This window comes from Psychrobacter sp. Ps2 (genome assembly GCF_022129405.1).
Taxonomy (GTDB): Bacteria; Pseudomonadota; Gammaproteobacteria; order Pseudomonadales; family Moraxellaceae; genus Psychrobacter.
This window is the reverse complement of sequence record NZ_JADQAM010000061.1, coordinates 285064-303910: the sequence shown is the minus strand read 5'-3', so window position 1 is coordinate 303910 and position 18847 is coordinate 285064. Positions and strand designations below refer to the sequence as shown.

At 43.3% G+C, this 18847-nt stretch carries 17 protein-coding genes; 9 read left to right on the top strand and 8 right to left on the bottom strand.

Annotation, left to right across the window (positions count from 1 at the left end):
- The first annotated feature begins 145 nt into the window (after positions 1-145).
- The 5 genes from I3254_RS12920 (at position 146) to gspK (ending at position 4306) form a co-directional block, all read left to right on the top strand.
- Entirely contained in the window at positions 146-829 is a 684-nt protein-coding gene (locus I3254_RS12920) for a TetR/AcrR family transcriptional regulator (protein ID WP_057759351.1), read from the top strand.
- Positions 830-1154: 325 nt separating this feature from the next.
- Positions 1155-1853 carry a prepilin-type N-terminal cleavage/methylation domain-containing protein gene (locus I3254_RS12915; RefSeq protein ID WP_346015399.1) on the top strand — a complete coding sequence of 233 codons (699 nt, stop codon included), beginning with the start codon at positions 1155-1157 and terminating at the stop codon, positions 1851-1853.
- Between the two features lie 23 nt (positions 1854-1876).
- The gene (gspI, locus tag I3254_RS12910; RefSeq protein ID WP_238053139.1) at positions 1877-2362 is read left to right on the top strand and encodes a type II secretion system minor pseudopilin GspI; all 486 of its coding nucleotides are present in this window, start codon (positions 1877-1879) and stop codon (positions 2360-2362) included.
- Complete coding sequence (gene gspJ / locus I3254_RS12905; protein ID WP_238053138.1) at positions 2359-3099, top strand: type II secretion system minor pseudopilin GspJ; 741 nt, start codon at positions 2359-2361, stop codon at positions 3097-3099. Before gspI ends, gspJ begins: the two co-directional genes overlap by 4 nt.
- A 139-nt stretch (positions 3100-3238) precedes the next feature.
- A complete protein-coding gene (gspK, locus tag I3254_RS12900; protein ID WP_238053137.1) occupies positions 3239-4306 on the top strand; it encodes a type II secretion system minor pseudopilin GspK in 1068 nt (355 codons plus the stop codon).
- Positions 4307-4327: 21 nt separating this feature from the next.
- On the opposite strand, the gene I3254_RS12895 is transcribed toward gspK, so the two are convergent.
- From I3254_RS12895 to ychF, 4 genes are all read right to left on the bottom strand, one after another.
- Entirely contained in the window at positions 4328-5008 is a 681-nt protein-coding gene (locus I3254_RS12895; RefSeq protein ID WP_057759356.1) for a TetR family transcriptional regulator, read from the bottom strand.
- A 104-nt stretch (positions 5009-5112) separates the two neighbouring features.
- The gene (locus tag I3254_RS12890; protein WP_238053136.1) at positions 5113-6528 is read right to left on the bottom strand and encodes a deoxyguanosinetriphosphate triphosphohydrolase; all 1416 of its coding nucleotides are present in this window, start codon (positions 6526-6528) and stop codon (positions 5113-5115) included.
- Between the two features lie 274 nt (positions 6529-6802).
- On the bottom strand, positions 6803-7390 hold the full coding sequence (locus I3254_RS12885; RefSeq protein ID WP_238053135.1) for a hypothetical protein: 588 nt from the start codon (positions 7388-7390) through the stop codon (positions 6803-6805).
- Positions 7391-7517: 127 nt separating this feature from the next.
- Complete coding sequence (gene ychF, locus I3254_RS12880; RefSeq protein WP_238053134.1) at positions 7518-8609, bottom strand: redox-regulated ATPase YchF; 1092 nt, start codon at positions 8607-8609, stop codon at positions 7518-7520.
- A gap of 409 nt (positions 8610-9018) precedes the next feature.
- On the opposite strand from ychF, the gene I3254_RS12875 reads away from it, so the two are divergent.
- The 3 genes from I3254_RS12875 (at position 9019) to I3254_RS12865 (ending at position 13317) form a co-directional block, all read left to right on the top strand.
- Complete coding sequence (locus I3254_RS12875) at positions 9019-11223, top strand: ATP-dependent helicase (RefSeq protein WP_238053133.1); 2205 nt, start codon at positions 9019-9021, stop codon at positions 11221-11223.
- Between the two features lie 344 nt (positions 11224-11567).
- Complete coding sequence (locus tag I3254_RS12870) at positions 11568-12815, top strand: FAD-binding oxidoreductase (protein ID WP_238053132.1); 1248 nt, start codon at positions 11568-11570, stop codon at positions 12813-12815.
- A 163-nt stretch (positions 12816-12978) separates the two neighbouring features.
- On the top strand, positions 12979-13317 hold the full coding sequence (locus I3254_RS12865) for a RidA family protein (RefSeq protein WP_102091315.1): 339 nt from the start codon (positions 12979-12981) through the stop codon (positions 13315-13317).
- A 189-nt stretch (positions 13318-13506) separates the two neighbouring features.
- Here I3254_RS12865 and I3254_RS12860 read toward each other — a convergent pair whose 3' ends face one another.
- Both I3254_RS12860 and I3254_RS12855 read right to left on the bottom strand, forming a co-directional pair.
- Complete coding sequence (locus tag I3254_RS12860; protein ID WP_238053131.1) at positions 13507-14319, bottom strand: enoyl-CoA hydratase; 813 nt, start codon at positions 14317-14319, stop codon at positions 13507-13509.
- Between the two features lie 194 nt (positions 14320-14513).
- The gene (locus I3254_RS12855) at positions 14514-15014 is read right to left on the bottom strand and encodes a lactoylglutathione lyase family protein (RefSeq protein ID WP_238053130.1); all 501 of its coding nucleotides are present in this window, start codon (positions 15012-15014) and stop codon (positions 14514-14516) included.
- 107 nt (positions 15015-15121) lie between these two features.
- Between I3254_RS12855 and I3254_RS12850 the strand changes: the two genes are divergently transcribed.
- Complete coding sequence (locus tag I3254_RS12850; RefSeq protein ID WP_102094902.1) at positions 15122-15991, top strand: LysR family transcriptional regulator; 870 nt, start codon at positions 15122-15124, stop codon at positions 15989-15991.
- A gap of 115 nt (positions 15992-16106) precedes the next feature.
- On the opposite strand, the gene I3254_RS12845 is transcribed toward I3254_RS12850, so the two are convergent.
- Positions 16107-17243 carry a glycerate kinase gene (locus tag I3254_RS12845; RefSeq protein ID WP_238053129.1) on the bottom strand — a complete coding sequence of 379 codons (1137 nt, stop codon included), beginning with the start codon at positions 17241-17243 and terminating at the stop codon, positions 16107-16109.
- 112 nt (positions 17244-17355) lie between these two features.
- Entirely contained in the window at positions 17356-18711 is a 1356-nt protein-coding gene (locus I3254_RS12840; RefSeq protein ID WP_102091298.1) for a GntP family permease, read from the bottom strand.
- Positions 18712-18847 lie beyond the last annotated feature (136 nt).

The window sequence follows — 18847 nt, the reverse complement described above, 5'->3', positions numbered from 1 at the left end:
TGATTATCAATGACTATTTGTAAATATAAGCATATCCCTTTTATGGTATTTCAGCAGTTCTTGTATAGTTTTATACGCTCATTGCCAAATGTACGCACATAATTGATGGTCATATGCTTAATCTTGTCATGTTTTAGGAGAGATTATGAGTCGTCAGCACCAGTTCAAGGCACGAGAAGAGAACATCTTAGCGATGGCAGAACAATTGCTACTTGAGTCAGGCGATGGTGATATCACTTTAGACAGTTTGGCAGATCAGCTCGATTTGGCTAAAGGCACCCTGTACAAGCATTTCTCCAGTAAAGATGAGCTTTATCTGCGTATTATTATTCGTTACGAAGAGCAATTGTTTGAGATTAACCGTATTGATGACTGCCCGTCGGCAGGTGTCGCCCGTATGATTTTTCAGCAGTTATTCAATCCGCAAAAAGCCATGCTATTGAACCAAATTGAAGAGCGTCTGGCAGCATCAGTGACTGGGCTCAATCGTTTGTTTGGTGAGTTATATGATATCCGTCGCCAGCGCATGAAGCGTTTGATTGATATTATTAGCGCATACCTAAAAGATGAGCACAGTAATTTGAGTACTCGTGATTATCTATCGTCTATTTGGGCGATTGGTCAGGGCGGTGCAGGGCTCTTAAACTCAAGCTTTTACCAACGCTATTTAGGTCGCCGTGATACGCTGCGTTATGCTTTTGTTCAGCAAGTGCTAGAGTTGCCAAGCCATTATCCTGCTGATGATGAAGAGGTCATGGATGAGGATATGCAAGAGCTGGTAGAGCAAATCGATACTGAATCAGAAGAGCACCGTAATACCAATTACTAAAGTAGTTATTGGTAAAGTAGCTCTTAGTAAAGGAACTATTAATAAACTAGCAAGTAATTTTTGGGTTGTGAACCTTTCTTGGTTTTAATAAATCGTGTTGTAATGCTTACTATTGCAGCACGAATTCATATATCTTCTAATATTCTTCAAACCCCCTTTCTCATTCTGCGACAATTAAAATTGAGCTTATAGGTGCAATATGCAGGTCACTGTCAAGACTCAGTCCAGTTCAGCGGCTACTTGCTCTTTTACTCTAGTTAGTCAAACGTCTCAGTCAAGCTGCTTAGTTACAAGACCTACAGACCATTGTCGCAGCTGCGTCTCCATATCAACTGATGCTCATCACTTATCATCAGTCTCATCAATAAACAGTCGGACACAGGCTGGTTTTACATTGGTGGAAATCGTGGTGGTAGTGGTTATCTTGTCTATATTTGCTGGCATAATGAGTTTGTCTGTCGGTAGCAGTGAATCCCGCAAAAACCGCGCTTTTTATGAGCATCTGACCGATTCTTTGAGCTACGTTCGCCTATTGTCGGCTGAGCGTATGCAGCCAATAGGTCTGCGTTTGCAGGCAGATAAGCAAGGTCAAGTAGAGCCAGTCATCGTTACCCTATCAAATCCATATGTCGCGTACCAGACGACTGAGATGACGCCAGATAGCACCGACAGTCAGCCTAAGAATGCTATGGAGCTGTCGGCAGAGGTGGCTGGTTTATCAGACTCTACTGATGAGCAAAAACCAACGCCAAGTTGGGAGGTCGAGTCAGGTGTTAGCTTACCTGAGCTGCCTACTGGCGTCAGTATTAGAGTTCAAAGTTTGGATTCTAGCGGTTTACAAAATATGGGACGAACCCAAACGTTGCAGCCTTGGTTTAGCGATCAAAACGTACCGCAGGTATTGTGGTTTGGTACAGGACAAGCAACGCCCGTCACCATTGAAGTGCTTCATGATTCGCGTTTAGTGGGCGAGGTGATTACGATAATGCCAGATGGCAGCATGCGAATCGGACAGGGGTTATAGTGACTAAATTATATAAACCTCCTATGACAAATCAGCCTATATCATCAAAATTTATATCACTCAAGTCTGGGCGAGAAAGCGGCTTTACCCTTATCGAAGTGATGGTTGCTCTGGCTATTTTTGCAGTGGTAGCAGTCGCGGCGAGCCGTGCCAGTAGTGCATATCTGAGCTCAGTTGATATATTGCGTACTCGTACGCTTGCTCACTTCGTCGCTCAAAATGCCGCCGCTGATTTACGTATTCAAGGGACGTGGCTGACAGCCAACCGCACCCAAACCGTTAATGCACAAGGGCGCAATTGGCAAATAAAAATGACAGTCGGTGACGCCATCACACCTGCCTTAAAAGAAGTAAATATCGCAGTTGCGCCTATTATAGATGGACAGACTCGCACCTCGGTCACTGATATCACTGTGATGCTAAGTAATGCTGAGCAAGATACAGGCAGTTTGGATTTGAGTGGTCTAAGCATAGCAGGTAATAGCGAGCAGGCAGGGGGCGGTCTGTGAGGCATCAGCGTGGTTTTACACTGCTTGAGCTAATGGTTGCGATGGCAATATTTGCGATGCTAGCCGTTGCAGGCTGGCAAGTGTTTGATGGGGTCAACCGTGCTCGTGAGCGCGCGCAATTTCATGCTGACAATCTGGCTGTCTTGCAGTACGCCTATTTGCAATTACAGCAAGACATGGGTCAAATTATCCCTTATCAAGCGGCTACTACTCAAAGTGTCAGTGCGACGAATAACAGTCCAAGCGATAGTACTAACGCGAACACTAGCTCCCAATCAAGCGAGCAAATAAACAAAATGGCACCTGAGCCATTTATGAGCTTAGATGGCGAGCATGTCAGCTTTGTACGCTTTGCCGATCCTGATCCAAGATATCAGAATAGTAATAGCATCCAACGTATCGAATATATTTTTGCGGATGAGCGTTTGATACGTCGTCAGTATACTAGTATGGAAGGCGGGCGTGACAGCGTCAGCCTAGACAGCGTATTGCTCGAAGGTGTCACAGCAGGGAGCTGGCAAGCTTATCTACCAGAGCTAAGTAGCAGATTTCCAAGCGATGACGCGAACAGTAGTACAAATACAGCGGCGAGACGATCAGCGAATACAGCGAGTCCTAAGCCCACAGCTGTTTTATTACCGAAAGGAATCGCGGTCAGCTTTACATACCAAGATATGCCAATCACTTGGCAATGGGCACTCGCCCCGCAACCGATATCGCATAGCAATAGTCAATAACACAGATAGTAGCAGCAATGATAATGCTAATAATGACAACAGCGGTAGTGATGGTAGTGACAATAATAGTAGTGCGGGAACGAATAATTGAGAAGGTAGTAGTTAAAATGCATCAATTGCTCAACAACAAAGGCTATGTATGTCGATGACTGCGAACTCTCAACGCGGTGTTGCACTGCTGACTATCTTATTACTGGTAGTGAGTATTACTGTGGTTGCAGGATCGATGCTTGCTAGCCAAAAAATTGCAATTAGGCGTAGTGGTCTGTTGTTCGATCAAAATCAGTTGCTGCAAGATATCGATGCAGGTCAGCAGCTGGCAGTGGCGATGATTCGCGCTGATAGCAACATCAATGATACTGATAGTGCGCAAGATATCTGGGCGCAGCCCATACCACCTTATGCATTGGCTAGTCACAGTGTCAGCGTCGAGCTACGCGATGAGTCTGGTCGTTTTAACATTAATAACTTGTATCAAGATGGGTCGGCCAATACCACTGCTTTAGCAGTATTCCAACGACTACTCACGCAACTAAATCTAGAGCCTGATATTGCTATTGCTATACTGGATTGGCAAGATGCGGACGGCGAGGTATATCAAGATGGCGGTGATGAAAGTACGGTATATGCGCAGCAGTCAAACGCTGTAGCAACAGATGCTCTGCCAAATCAGCCTTTTGTCAGTATCGATCAGCTACTAGAAGTGACGGGGGTAAGCGCTGAGACATTAGCAGTATTACGGCCTTATATTACCGCAGTGCCTTATTATGTGCCGATTAATATCAATACTGCCAGTCCTGTATTGTTAGCCGCACTAGTTGATAGTGCTAACAGCCAACAGATGCAAGCTCTGGTAGATATGCGCGCACAGCAGGCGCTAGCGTCTATTGATGCAGTATGGCAATTACCGATATTTGGCAGTGTAAATGATGAGCAACAAAAAGCCTTAACACCAATGCTTGCCGTTGATAGCCAAGCATTTATGGCGCTTATCACAGCGAATGATAATGCAACTGTCGGTCAAGCGAGAGAGCGTTTTGCTACTGTTTTGATTAGTAAAACTGTCGTTGATAATAATCAAGTAGTTAATAGTAGTGAGGCTGCTAATAATAATCAGGCGAGTAATAGTAGTGAGGTAGACAGTAAAATGCCCAAGGAAGTCAAAGTAGTGACACAGCGACTATGGGCATTTCATCCGAGCTTTTAGCAGAGGGTATTGAGATCGTATTTAGTCTTTGAGGCGTGTTTCTTCGCTAGACTTCCAATTATAAGCCCCGTAAAAAAGCATCTGTGCTTGACGAGTACAGTTATGCAGCATCAGCTGTTTGTTCTCTTCGATTTCGTTTAGATCAATCTCATCATCATGATCTTCCGTGTAGGTCAGCTCTAGCCAATCAATAATCCAAGAGAAGAACATATTTACGCCAGCCTCAGCCAATAAGCGACGGTCATAAGCATTGATATGGGTAAACGCTGGCTGCAACGCTAAGTCGTCGGCCAACCCTTGAGCATGTATCTTAATCAACTCATTGATGGCTTTTCGTACTGCTTCTGACCCACCATAACGCTCACTGACCAAGAACTGCCAGTAATAAGGCTGATCGCTGACCATATACAAGAATAGCTGAATACTTTTTGCGATTTGACGATCAAAGCTACGTTTGCGCCCAATCTGCAGGCTATCACTTAACGTGGCTAACGTACCGCCCAATTCCTCAATGACCAAAGCGCGCCCGAGTGACTCCATATCATCAAAATGGCGATAAAACGCAGTCGGCACAACGCCAACCTCGCGTGTTACTTGTCTGAGACTGATAGAGCTAAAAGATTGCCCTGTCATACATAAATCGAGCACAGCATTAAAAAAGGCGTGCCGAGTTTGAAGTTTTTTTTGTTCGCGACTGCTCATAATATTTCAAAATTGTCCGGTAGGTGTTTATCATACTCATTTCAACGCATAAATACGACTGAAATACGTCATTCGTGTTAATTTACTAAACCTGTACTGGTCTTTTAAACCACTGTGCCCCAATGACCCTGCAATTCTTGCGCCAGTCGATAAGCTTCATGGTCATTCATACCTGTAATAAAATCCAAAATATTTAAGACATTATGATAGATATCGTCAGACAAGATGCGGCGATGTTCGTCAAGATGGGGCTGTAGTAATCTTAACAGACGTTGCTGCTCAAAAGACATCGGCGGCTGCATAGTAGCAGATTGCGACCCTGTCCAAGCGAGTGGCATAAAGGCATTCAATAGGCTATGCAAGCACTGATTGGCCATCAGCTCCATTCTTACTTTGCTCGGATGATTAAATATTTTTTCGCGTGCCAGTTGCTTAGCTTGATTAATACCATTTTGTACGCTGGTATCGCAATGGGCAAATAGGCTGCCTTGCAACGTGCCAGCTAGCAATGCATCACTGTTGGCTACAAAGGCATCGGTGACGGTATTGACCAAACGCATCATGGCTCGTGCCCGCAGGGAGGCGAGACTTTGTCTGACAGACATATGCGCTGGCAAGTTTACGCTACTCGGACGTTCACCAATCAGCTCATAAAATATCGTAGCCACTTCGCTATAGGTTAGCATATTCAGATTGATGCCATCTTCTAAATCGATTAGCGCATAACAGATATCATCTGCCGCTTCTAGCAGATAAGCCAATGGATGGCGCGCAAAGCCATCATGTTGCTCCGAGCGTGGTAAATGCAAGCATGCCGCTAATTCTTCTAGTTGAGAGGCCTCGCTATAAAAGCAGCCAAATTTCTGCACATTATAATGGTTTTCATTGACATCGTTACTGTGAGTTGCCAACCACGGATACTTCATAAAGGCGCCTAGCGTGGCACAGGTGAGCCGCATACCACCCTTGTCAGGATGATGCTCATTACGTGCCAATAGGCGAAACCCTTGAGCATTACCCTCGTATGCCAGTAAGTCCAGTCGCTCGTTGCTGCTTAAATTTTGCAAAATTGCTTGCGGTTCAGGCTGCTTAAACCAATCACGAATCGCATACTCTCCAGCGTGGCCAAAAGGCGGATTGCCAATGTCATGAGCGAGACAAGCTGCTTGTACGATCACACCGACGTCTGCAGGTGAAACTCCTGCTGGTAGGCCGCTACCTAGTGCGTCATGGATTTTTTCGGCAGCCATCATTCCCAAAGAGCGACCAATAGAAGAAACTTCTAGCGAGTGAGTCAGGCGCGTATGAATACCGAGCTGATTGGTCAATGGATGGACTTGGGTTTTCTGATTTAACTGACGAAAAGAGTGAGAAAATACCAGTCTGTCATAGTCTTTATGAAACTGAGAACGAGTACTGGTATTGGCGTTAAATTTTTTGGAAGCACCAAGACGCTGTGAGTTTAGGAGATGTGACCATTGTGTGGTAGGGGACGACAAGGAAGTTGGTTTATTTAGCATATTGAAACATCCGGAACCAAGGGAGCCTCTAGCATAGCAAAATAGCGCCCTTGGTACAGCTATATAGTCAGAGAACTACTAAACGACTACGGCGTTCCCCTCCTTAAAGGTGCTATTTGTACAATCTGTAGTCGGCTGCCTTGTACTCATTTTAGACTTCTTTGACTAGAGTTAATGCCCTATAAATTGTATACGGTGCCAGTTTCGCTTAGCCTACTATTTGTAGTAATTTCACTCGCCTTGCTTGTATCCAAATTATATTGAAACGACTATATTAAGACTTTTGACAGTTAAAAAGTACGTCTTCTTTGTCGATAGCTACATCGCTGTCCAGTGTCTTCTTGAGCAATGTCGCTTTGTCTCCATTTACTTGCCATATGATGCCGTGGGTATCGTCTAATCCAATATCGCTGGTATAGATGCCCTTATCAGTTTCACTATTAGCAGTAGCTGTTAAATCGTATTCGATACCATCGATGAGCAAATGCGCTGTCTGCGGTGTACTGTCGCTATGATAAGAAACGCCGATAGTAGCAGTAGGCTCACAAGAGAAAGGAGTGCTGTTGTTGGCATGAGCTGCATGATCGTGTCCTGCGTGCGCATGTTCTTCGTGGCTATGGCTTTTATGATCGTGTCCTTCATGATTAGGCCCTTCATGACCGTGTTCCATATCGCTATGTTCTTCGTGGCCGTGATCTTCATGCATCTCATGACCTTGTTCATGTTCGGCGTTATTATCTACTGGCGCTTCTTCAGATACTACTGCTTCACTATCGTTGTTCGGCTGACAACCCAATAGGGAACCTGCCATCACACTACCTAGTATCGTAATACTTGCAAGTTTAGAAAAATAATTAGTCACGATATAAATCCTCAAATAAGCAAAAAAAGATATGTTATAATATAACAATATACTGAAAAAATAAAGCCGATGATGGAGAATATCCAACATCGGCTAATTAACTTTAAATAAGCTGTACTATTTAAAGTTACACGTTAAATCTAAAGTGCATCACATCGCCATCTTGTACGATGTAAGTTTTACCTTCTAAACGCGATTTACCAGCAGCAGCAGCGCCTTTTTCACCGTTGTATTCGATAAAGTCATCATACGCAATGACTTCAGCACGAATAAAACCACGCTCAAAATCAGTATGAATTACGCCAGCTGCTTGCGGCGCTGTCGCACCAATAGCGACAGTCCAAGCACGTACTTCTTTCACGCCAGCGGTAAAGTAAGTCTGCATATCTAGTAAGTCATAGCCACCGCGGATTACTTGATCAAGACCGGCTTCTTCCATGTCCATTTCAGCTAGGAAGTCTTTCTTATCATCTTCATCGAGCTGTGCGATTTCAGCTTCGATTTGGTTACATAGGGCGATGACGATAGAGTCTTCACCAGTGGCATAGTCACGAACAGCGTCAAGGTATGGGTTATTTTCAAAACCATCTTCAGCGACGTTAGCGATATACATGGTTGGCTTTAGCGTAATTAAACCATAGCTTCTGATCAGTTTTTTCTCATCAGCGTCTAGGTTAGCAGCACGAGCCGCTTTACCTTCTGCTAATAATGGTTCAACTTTTTTGAACACATCAAGCAATGCTTGCGCATCCTTATCACCACCTTTAGCCTTTTTAGTTTGGTTGTGGATTGCGCGCTCAACAGCTTCTAAATCTGCAAGTGCCAGTTCAGTGTTGATGGTTTCGATATCATCAATCGGGCTAACGCGGCCATCAACGTGTACCACATTGTCATCATCAAAACAGCGTACAACGTGAGCAATCGCATCGGTCTCACGGATGTTGGCTAGGAACTGGTTACCCATGCCTTCACCTTTTGACGCGCCTGCGACCAAACCTGCGATATCAACAAACTCCATGGTCGTTGGTAATACGCGTTCAGGATTGACGATATCAGCCAGTTGTTTTAGGCGTGGGTCTGGTACTGGTACGATACCCGTGTTGGGATCTTTGGTACAAAATGGAAAGTTTTCAGCGGCGATACCCGCTTTGGTCAACGCATTAAACAAGGTGGATTTACCCACGTTTGGTAGGCCGACGATGCCGCAATTAAAACCCATAACATTCTCTCAATGTATTAATAAAATCAGTTGGTATAAAGTTTGGTTAAATGATAAATCAAAATTGGGCATATTGTAGCAAATTTACCTGAATAGGGGTGAGGTTGTTACGGTATATGCTCAGGTTTTTACTCGATGATAATACGCAGCTTTATGATAAAAGTAGGTCATATTAGGAGCTTAAAAATGAATAAGGCGAATCAATACGAGTGACACATAGCTTATGTAGGTTGATAACCACTATTTTTTAATATGCTAAACTGTCACTTATAGATAAGGGCTTGAACTTCACGTAAATTCAGCACAGATATTCTGCTAGGTTTAGCAAATCATACTTATTCTAAAGCTATAGATAGTCAGATATAAGCTGATAATATCGCCAAAATAAAATGTAAGGCAATTTTAGATAATGACAACTTCGATTTTTGACACACGCCACTATAAATACCCGCAGAATTTCCTTGAGATGAAGCCTAAACTGACTCGGCTTGAACAGGCTATTAAAAAGCTAGAAGCAAATTTAATTGATACTGATGAGACGAAGAACCTCAAGTTATTAAAGCAGAGGCTAGATAGTGGATTGGGGTTAAAAGTCGATTATGCTAGAGAGTTAAATCCCGATCAGTTAATGGCCGCGACTACGATCGAAGGCAAAGTATTAGTCATTGCTGGTGCAGGTTCGGGCAAGACCAAAACTTTGACCTATCGCACCAGTTATCTATTGGAAAACGGGGTGTCGCCTAAAGAGGTTCTGCTACTGACCTTTACGCGTAAAGCCGCGAATGAGATAAAAGATCGCGCTAAGTCTTTGCTGGCAAGCAGTCTTTCAAATCAAAAGCTATCAGATGAAGAGCTGGCTGAGGATAAGCTGCCAACTGATAAAGCATTAAATAGCATCACTAGTGGTACTTTTCACTCGTTTTGCAATATGTTACTGCGTCAATATTCAGGGCTGCTCGGTATCAATCCAAGGTTTACGATTTTGGATACTGGAGATAGTGAGGATGCTATCGACTTGGTGCATAAAGAAAAAAAGTATCCTAATCAGACCAAGTCACAAGCCTTTCCGCGTAAAAAAACGCTACAAAATATCATATCGACGTCTAGAAACAGACGTATACATATTCGCGACTTAATCGAAAGTAACTACCCAGATATCGCCGTACATATTCCAATTATCGAACAATTGGCAGTCGACTTTCATGAGTACAAGCGCGCCAATCACTTATATGATTTTGACGATATTATCAGTCAGGTGGTACGCCACTTAAAAACCAATGACACCTTTCGACAGCTACTGCAAAGCCAATATCGTTATATTATGGTTGATGAATATCAAGACACCAATATTCCACAAAAGCAGCTAATCGACTTAATATGTGAGCCTGAGGCGGTATCGCTGATGGTAGTCGGTGATGACAATCAAAGTATTTACGCGTTTCGCGGTGCCAATTATGAAAACATTTTGCTGTTCGGTGAGACCTATCCTCAAGCCAAACTTATTAAGCTTGAGCAAAATTATCGCAGCTCGCCCTCCGTTTTAAATTATATCAATGCGTTGTCCGCGCAAATCACGCTAGGCTATCAAAAGCAGCTATATTCTGATGCGCCGATAGAAGGACACAATCCAGTATTCCGACGATTAAGTGACGAGACAAAAGAAGCGAGTTATATCACTGATCAGATTGTCGCGCTAAAGCCAGAATATGATTACAACGACTTTGCCGTATTATGCCGTACGTCTTTTCAATCCAATTACATACAGCTAGAGTTTATGGCGCGCAACATTCCCTTTATCGTTGTGGGTGGTATCAAGTTCATTGAAAGACGTCATATCAAAGACGTATTGGCCTTTGTCAAAATACTCTATAACCCAAATGACACGATTGCTTGGCATCGTATTTTAACCTTGTTTAAAGGGGTGGGTGCAGTAACGGCGACGCGCTTAACCCAAGCCATTACTGCTGACAACAATGCGTTTGAATCTTTACTAGCAGTGCCATTTTCGAAAAAAAGTGATCAGTTAGAGCCTCTATATCATGCGCTTACCAAGGCACAGCAAGCTGAATCGGTTGATACAGCTATTGAACATATTCTTGAGTTTTATATTCCAGTGTTAAAGCTGATTGAAGACAATTGGCGTGAGCGTACCGAAGATTTTCGGGTATTGAAGAACTTAGCGACAGAGCACACAAGCCTTGATAGTTTTTTAGAAAATCTCGCTTTAGACCCACCTAATGATTCAGTTGCTGTGATGGGCAATTCGGATAACGGGCAAGACAGTAGCAATGACAAAGTCACTATCTCGACCATTCATAGTGCTAAAGGGCTTGAATGGCCAGTAGTATTTGTGAATTCTTTAGTAGATGGCATCACGCCGCATCATCGTTCTTTAGATGACTTTGAAGCATTAGAAGAAGAGCGTAAGCTGTTTTATGTTGCTTGTAGTCGTGCGAAGACGCAGTTATATCTGACAGCACCAAATTACTTTTCTAGTTATTCTGGATATTTTGATAAGCCGTCACGTTTTATCGCTGAGCTATCTGCGGATGAGGTCACGGTTGAAACGACAAGGCGAACCATGATAGAAGACGATGATCGCATTTGGTGGTAATATTCTATGTTTAGTTGATTATCCAATCAATTAAACATAAGCTAATAAAGCTATTCAGTAATATAGATAAGTGAGCTTTCGAATAGTCGAAGGTTTCACGTGCAAAAATATTGGATAATTTTGACACTATTTTCATCAAATTTGTTACTGGATTATTGCTCAATGCCAGTGTTATTCCTATCAAAAATACCTTCTCAAAAACCCCATAACCAAAAGTATATGACGCGAAAATATTTCTCAGATAAGGGTTTTAAATTTATCCTAATGCGTTACTATTACCACCTAATTCTGTTAGACCCTTATATTTGATACTCTGTATTAACACCCTAAGAAAAGGATAGGTTATGCGCTACGAAGTTATCGTTATCGGTGCAGGTATGGTTGGCACGTCAATCGCGTGGCATCTACAAAAAAATAACTCAAATGTATTATTGTTAGACAAAAAATTGCCAGGGTCAGAGACCTCATACGGCAATGCAGGATTGATTCAGCGCGAAGCCATTCACACACATCCTTTTCCTCGTCAGCTGACAGAAATGATCAGAGTGTTGCCAAACCAAGGGACCGATATTCGCTATCGTATTCCGGCCATTTTGCGTTATCACCAAGCCCTGCTTCAGTACTGGAAATACTCTACGCCGGCTTCAGTCAAAAAGATTGAATCAGAGTGGCAGACGTTGATTGAGCATTGTACCAGTGAGCATCAAACCATGATTAGCGCTTCTGGTGCTGATGAGCTCATTACTCGTGATGGTTGGTTACAACTACATCGCTCAGAAGAGACGTTCAAAGAAGCGCAAGCATCCGCGATTGATGCGCGTAACCAAGGTGTCGAGCATAACGTACTGAACCTTGAAGAGTTAAAAGCAATGGAGCCTCGTGCCAATTTTGAAGGTTTCGTTGGTGCCATTCATTGGTTAAATTCATGGCAAGTATCAAACCCAAGCTCGCTCGTGAAAGCTTATGCAAAAAACTTCCAAGATATGCAGGGTACGATCAAAGAAAGCGATGTGAAAGAAATCGTTCAAGATGGCGAAGGCTGGAAAATTATCACTGATAACGATACCTACTATAGTGATAAATTGGTTATCGCAGCAGGCCCATGGTCTAATGATTTGATCAGACCACTTGGCTATAATCTGCCGTTGTTCCCAATGCGCGGTTATCATCAGCATTTCAAAGTGACAGAAAAGAACACCATTAATCACAGTATGTTTGATATGGACAAAGGCTTTGTGATGGGGCCAATGCAGCAGGGTATCCGTATCACCACTGGTGCTGAGATGACCACGATGAATGCGCCAAAGAACTTTGGTCAGTTAAAAACTGTATTGAAGCTTGCTAAAAAAATCTTGCCATTAGAGGATGCAGTTGAGAGTGAAGCATGGGCAGGATCACGTCCTTGTATGCCTGATATGAAGCCAGTAATCGGTCCTGCTGACAAGCATGACAAACTATGGTTCGCATTTGGTCACAGTCATCAAGGCTTTACCTTAGGTCCAATGACAGGTCGTCTGGTTGAAGAGATGATCCACGATAAGCCTGCATTGGTCGATCTTGCACCATTTAGTGCCCAGCGTTTTTCTAACTAAGTGCGTATCTGATATATAGTTGATCCAATTTAAGAGCGGTACAAGGCAACCGAGTGCAGATGTATATGTCATACTTCAAGCGAGGTTAACGCTGTAACGCTTTTATAGTGGATTGACTATAGTTAGCACAGACTTAAATTAATAAATGAAAGGTATAGACATGATTAAGAAACTACACAGCAATCAACGTATGAGCAAAACCGTAATCCATAACCAGACGATCTATTTGTGTGGTCAGGTAGGTAATGCAGAAGACGATATCAAAGCGCAAACATTGACTTGTCTAGAAAAAATCCAAACGTTGCTAGAAGAAGTTGGCAGTGATAAATCAAAGCTACTATCAGTCACGGTTTGGATCAAAGACATGGCTGATTTTGCTGCTATGAATGAAGTTTATGACCAGTGGTTTGAAGGTGTTCAGCCACCGGCTCGCGCTTGTGGCGAGTCAGCTTTGGCACGTCCTGAGCTATTGGTTGAGATGATCGCCATCGCTGCTGAGTAAAGACTGCTCATAGTACCTATAGCATCCGTATCAAATAGAAATAAAAAAGGCCATGATAATGATATCGTGGCCTTTTTTATGCTTGGCAATAAGCAAGTTTAATTATTGAAAAAGGGCGTGCTAGCTTTCTAGATGAAGCCTACGCTATATGACGTCAGCTAAACGATACAGTCATTAGTGTCATAGGTACTAACACCCTTTCCATACTGCTTGGCGCTTCACAATAAAAGCATCAATCCCTTCACCCACATCGTCTACCATCATATTGCCCGTCATTACTTCACTGGCATAGTCATATGCATCTTCAACGTTCATATCCAGTTGTTTATAAAACATATCTTTGCCAGTTCTCACCGCTACCGGAGACTTGGCAGTGATTACTGTTATCAGTGACTGTAGTGTCTGATCAAGTTGCTCTACTGGCGCAACTCGATTGATTAATCCATATTGCAAGGCAGTATGCGCGTCGATAAACTCACCCGTAATCAGCATCTCAAATGCTTGCTTACGAGGTAGATTACGGCTGACGGCTACAGCAGGCGTAGAGCAAAAAAGCCCAACGTTTATCCCAGAGGTGGCAAATTTTGCATTATCAGCGGCAACGGCCAAATCACAAGCTGCGACCAGCTGACACCCTGCAGCGGTGGCAATGTCTTGTACTTTTGCAATGACGACTTGTGGCATACGGTTGATGGTAAGCATCATTTTGCTACATTGTTGGAATAGGGCACGGTGAAATGCTGCATCTGAGTGTGCGCGCATTTGTTTTAGATTATGACCAGCACAGAATGCCTTGCCTGTCGCTTGAATAACCACGACTCTGATCGTATCGTCTTGAGCGATATTATCCAGTTCTGCTTGCATGGCAGATAGTACTTCAACGGACAGGGCATTGAATTGTTTGGGTTGGTTTAAGGTGAGCGTGACGACGCCACTTTCTTTATTGTCTTCTCTAATAACCAGAAGGTCGTCTAGGTCTAGAGTGGTGCCTAATTGAGTCATTTATCATCCTTGATAATGGGTTGGTTTATAGTTTTATATATAGCTGACTAAATAGTAGCATGGCTCATATTCTATACGATAGATGGAGCACATAGAAAGCGCACGAAAAAATAGCGCACTCAGATGATGAGTACGCTATTGGTTTTTCAATCAGATATAATCTAAATCTATACTAACTTAAATTTATACTGAACCTAGTATGCGCCTTCGCTATAGATAAGCTCGTAGCTATGGCTATAAATTTCAACAATGTTACCAAACGGGTCTTCCATATAAATCATGCGATATGGCTTTTCACCAGGGTAGTAGTAACGTGGTTTTTCCATACGCTTTTTACCGCCTGCTGCAACTATACGCTCAGACAGTTCTTCAACGTTTGGATCTTGAACACAAAAGTGGAAGATGCCAGTTTTCCAGTATTCAAAGTTGTTTTCAGGGTTTTCTTGATTTTTGAATTCAAAAATCTCAACACCGATACGGTCACCAGTAGATAGGTGAGCGATACGAAAGCTGCCCCAACCAGCACCGAATACTTCAGTACACATCTCACCGATCGGGCTATCATCTTCGATAATCTCAGTTGGTTCCATGATGGTGTACCACCCCATCACCTCAGTATAAAATTTTACGGCGGCATCTAAGTCAGGTACTGACAGACCGATGTGCGAAAAGCTTCTTGGATAAACGTTGTTCATAGTTTGTGCTCCTGTTTGCTGTATTCTTGTTTAACGTGAGGCCAGTATACAAACGCATATTCATTATGTAAAATTATCAAATATTATATAAATAATTATGAAAAGTAATGATAAATATCACATGGTTACGCACCTTTTGCACGCTTGCTGAAGTTGGGCACTTTACCCGCACAGCTGAACGTCTATATATGACGCAGTCTGGTGTGAGCCAACACATAAGTAAGTTAGAAGAGCAACTAGATACGGACTTGTTGATTCGTCAAGGAAAGCAGTTTTCATTGACCAATGCAGGTGAGCAGCTTTATAAAGAAGCAGGCGAGATATTGCAGCGATTATCAAATTTAGAACAGCGCATCGGTGAAGATCCACCTTACGAAGGATTGGTACGGTTGATGTCACCGGGTAGTGTGGGACTTAAACTATATTCGCAGCTTTTGTCTTTACAGCAGCAGCACCCAAAACTAGTGATTGATTATCGTTTTGCTCCAAATTCTGATATAGAGCGGGCACTGGCAAATCACGAGATTGATATTGGCTTTATGACGGATATCTCAGACGATGAAACAGTTAGCTGCAGGCCTATGGCACAAGAAGCATTGATACTAGTAACCCCTGCGGCTACAGTAGAGCCTAGCTGGGAGCAGCTTATCGAACTTGGATTTATCGATCATCCAGATGGTGCCCATCATGCAGGCATGCTACTGACTGCCAATTATGAGCAATTTCAGCATATCAATGACTTTGAGAAAAAAGGATTTTCGAATCAGATAGGGTTAATCTTAGAGCCCGTCAGCAGGGGAATAGGTTTTACTGTTTTGCCAGCACATGCCGTGGCTGCTTATCCAAAGCCTGAACTGATTAACAGTCATCATTTACCAGTTGCCGTTAGCGAAACGCTATATCTGGCAGTCAGAAGACAGCAGGCACTCTCTAATAGAATGCAGACGGTCATTGATGAAGTAAAAAAATGGCTATAGATATGTTGAGAGTGAATGATACATGCACAGCTAACAAAGGGCTAATAAAAGGTTCAATAGCTGCGCATTTAACAGAAGAGGTTCATTGATAGATTGCGACTATGAAAGATTACGTCTATCTTAAAGTCTGCCCAAGTTTGATACTTGCAGCAATATTAGCAGCAGTAGTCTCAATATTGTTGTAAGCAGAACCTAATACATTATCGATCGTGTCTACTTTTTGGATACTCGGCATGACCACATCGAACTGACTGGTTTGAGCAGGTTTTAGTCCATCGACACTGCCGCAGATAGCGATGACAGGTGTACGGCTAGCTTTAGCGATTTGGCTGATACCGCCTGCCACTTTCCCCATGGCGGTTTGCGCATCAAGCTTACCTTCGCCAGTGATGACGAGATCTGCCTCTGCGATATGCTGTGACAGGTGAGCCACTTCGGCAACCGTATCAAAGCCTGACTTTAGCTGAGCTTGAAAGAAAGTCATCATCGCATAGCCAAGACCGCCAGCAGCGCCAGCGCCTTCAACGTATTGACAGTCTTCATAGCCATGCTGTCCACATATGGTCGCAAAGTGACTGAGTGCCTTGTCCAAAGTATTAACCTGCTCTGGGCAAGCGCCTTTTTGTGGCCCAAACACTGCGCTTGCACCCAGCAGACCGCATAATGGATTGGTCACATCACAAGCAACTTCAAATACCGTGTCTGATATCCTTGCATGCAGGCTAGTATTATCGAGCTTATGTAGGCTGGCAAGTGCGCCACCACCATGAGTGAGTAGGCTATCATTGATGTCATGAAATGTTATGCCTAACGCCATTAGCATACCAAGTCCTGCATCATTGGTTGCGCTACCACCTAGACCGATAACGATACGCTTAGCACCTTCTTCTAACGCATCTTCGATCAGCTCCCCAACACCATAACTACTCGCAATAACGGGATTACGCTCATCAGCTGTCAGTAGGTGCAATCCGCAGGCTTGAGCCACTTCGATAACAGCAGTCGCGTCAGGCAATAACAGATACTTTGCCGTAATCGGTCTCATTAATGGGTCATGTACTCTGACTTCTTTCCAGCGCCCGCCCAATACATAAGACAATACCGCTGAGGTACCTTCACCGCCATCGGCCATTGGCAGTAGCTTGTAGTCAGCATCTGGAAACACTTGAATAAAGCCAGATTGAATGGCGTGGCACACGTCCAGTGCTTCTAAACTTTCTTTAAACGAGTCAGGGGCGATCAAAATTTTCATATGGCTCTCTTTGAATATCTTAATGACACGATCATTGCGATAGTGTCATGTTTTAAAACATTTACTTAGTAATAATCAAATAAACGTATGTATAAGTACCCAATCTCATGAACTAGATAAACACTAGGGTTAACAACCAGATAAATACGATGCTAGTCACACCTTGGATACCAGTGGCCATTGAATGAGCTTTGTACGCTTGTGCCACGCTCATGCGACTAAACTGGCTAACAATCCAAAAGAAGCTGTCATTGGCATGCGAGATGGTCATGGCACCAGCACCAATTGCCATCACGCAGAATACACGGCCAAGCTCACTGTCCAAGCCAATTTGGTTCAACAGTGGGGCAACCATTGCAGAGGTTGTGACCAATGCGACCGTGGTTGAGCCTTGTGCTGTTTTTAGCGCAGCAGAGACGATAAATGGCATAAAAATACCCAATCCTAAGGCAGATAGCGTCGAACCTAGATAATCGCCAATCGGCGTCACTTTTAGCATGGCACCAAATGCGCCACCAGCACCAGTGATCAATAGGATAGGGGCTGCTACTACCAAACCTTGCGAGATACTGTCGCTGATTTCTTGCGTTTTTTGGCTTGATTTAATCAAGAAAAAGGATAAGAACAAACCGATAAGTAGTGCAGTAAGCGGATTACCAATGAATATCAAAATCTCCGCTACCATGCTACTACCAAACGGTGCGCTTGGGAAATTAGCCACCGACGATAAGCAGATTAATATGATAGGAACGATAATCGGTAAGAAAGCCATTGTCGCTGAAGGCAAATGGCTGTAATCGTCACGAGTTTTCATTCCTTCAGGCATTGCTGCTGGAGCATCTGCCGCATTGATATTGTCAGGAGTAGCGTTAAGGAAGCGATTAGACCACCACCAGCCAGCCAGTACTGCAACTGCTGTCACGACCACACCGACCATGATGACTAAACCCAAATTTGACTCTAGACCTAAGTTACCTGCCGCTGCGATTGGGCCTGGCGTGGGCGGTACAAAGGTATGGGTGGCATATAGACCAGTGGCCAAGGCAATGCTCATCGCGACACTTGATACATGTAAGCGCTCAGCTAAAGACTCTTTTAGAGAGTTTAAGATAATATAGCCAGAGTCACAAAATACAGGTATAGAAACGACCGCACCGACGATAGACATGGTCAAAGTAGGGAAGCGTGGCCCCAATACTTTAATAACGGACTCTGCCATTACGATAGCAGCACCCGTTTTTTCAAGGATTAAGCCAATAATCGTACCAAATACAATCACAAGACCGATATAGCCTAAGATACCACCGAAACCATCAGAGATCGTTTTTGCTACAGTATTAAGCGGTACTTGATAAAATAGCGCGACCAAAAAAGCGGATAAAATCAACACTAAAAAGGGATGCCACTTTAATTTTGCGGTAGCGAAAATAATAAAAAGAATGGTCAGCACAAGCCAAAATACAATCATCACTGTCTCAATATGGTTTATATCTTAATTGATTACCAATGCAATACAGCCAATTATATCGAGATTAAATACGGTATATAGCTTGCTAATTCTACTTTGCGTAGTGATTGCAAGTGCTTTTACCATATCTACATTT